Origin of the sequence: Stenotrophomonas sp. SrG (assembly GCF_050031795.1) — a bacterium.
Taxonomy (GTDB): Bacteria; Pseudomonadota; Gammaproteobacteria; order Xanthomonadales; family Xanthomonadaceae; genus Stenotrophomonas; species Stenotrophomonas rhizophila_A.
The window spans coordinates 1-284 of the sequence record NZ_JBNBBE010000170.1 but is presented as its reverse complement, the minus strand read 5'-3'; the positions used below and the strand labels follow the sequence as shown (position 1 = coordinate 284).

Sequence of the window (284 nt, the reverse complement as noted above, 5' to 3'; positions counted from 1 at the left end):
CGGCAAGCTCAACCGCGCCAGCATGACCGACCCGCTCACGGGCCTGCAGAACCGGCGCGGCCTGCAGGATGGGCTGGAAGACTGGCAGGCACGCGGGCAGCCGTTCGGGATCATCGCGCTGGATATCGACCGGTACAAGACCAACAACGACCGCTTCGGCCATGCGGTCGGCGATGCGGTGATCCTGCGCATCGCCCAGCTGATGCGCGACGATACGCGCGACACCGACCTGCTGTGCCGCAATGGCGGCGAGGAGTTCCTGATCCTGCTGCCCGGCATCGACG

General features: G+C 67.6%; 1 protein-coding gene. It reads left to right on the top strand.

The window, feature by feature from the left end:
- Nucleotides 1-22: 22 nt before the first annotated feature.
- Nucleotides 23-284 (top strand): GGDEF domain-containing protein (locus ACQG3P_RS19405; RefSeq protein ID WP_426805954.1); only part of this gene is annotated, 262 nt, incomplete at its 3' end.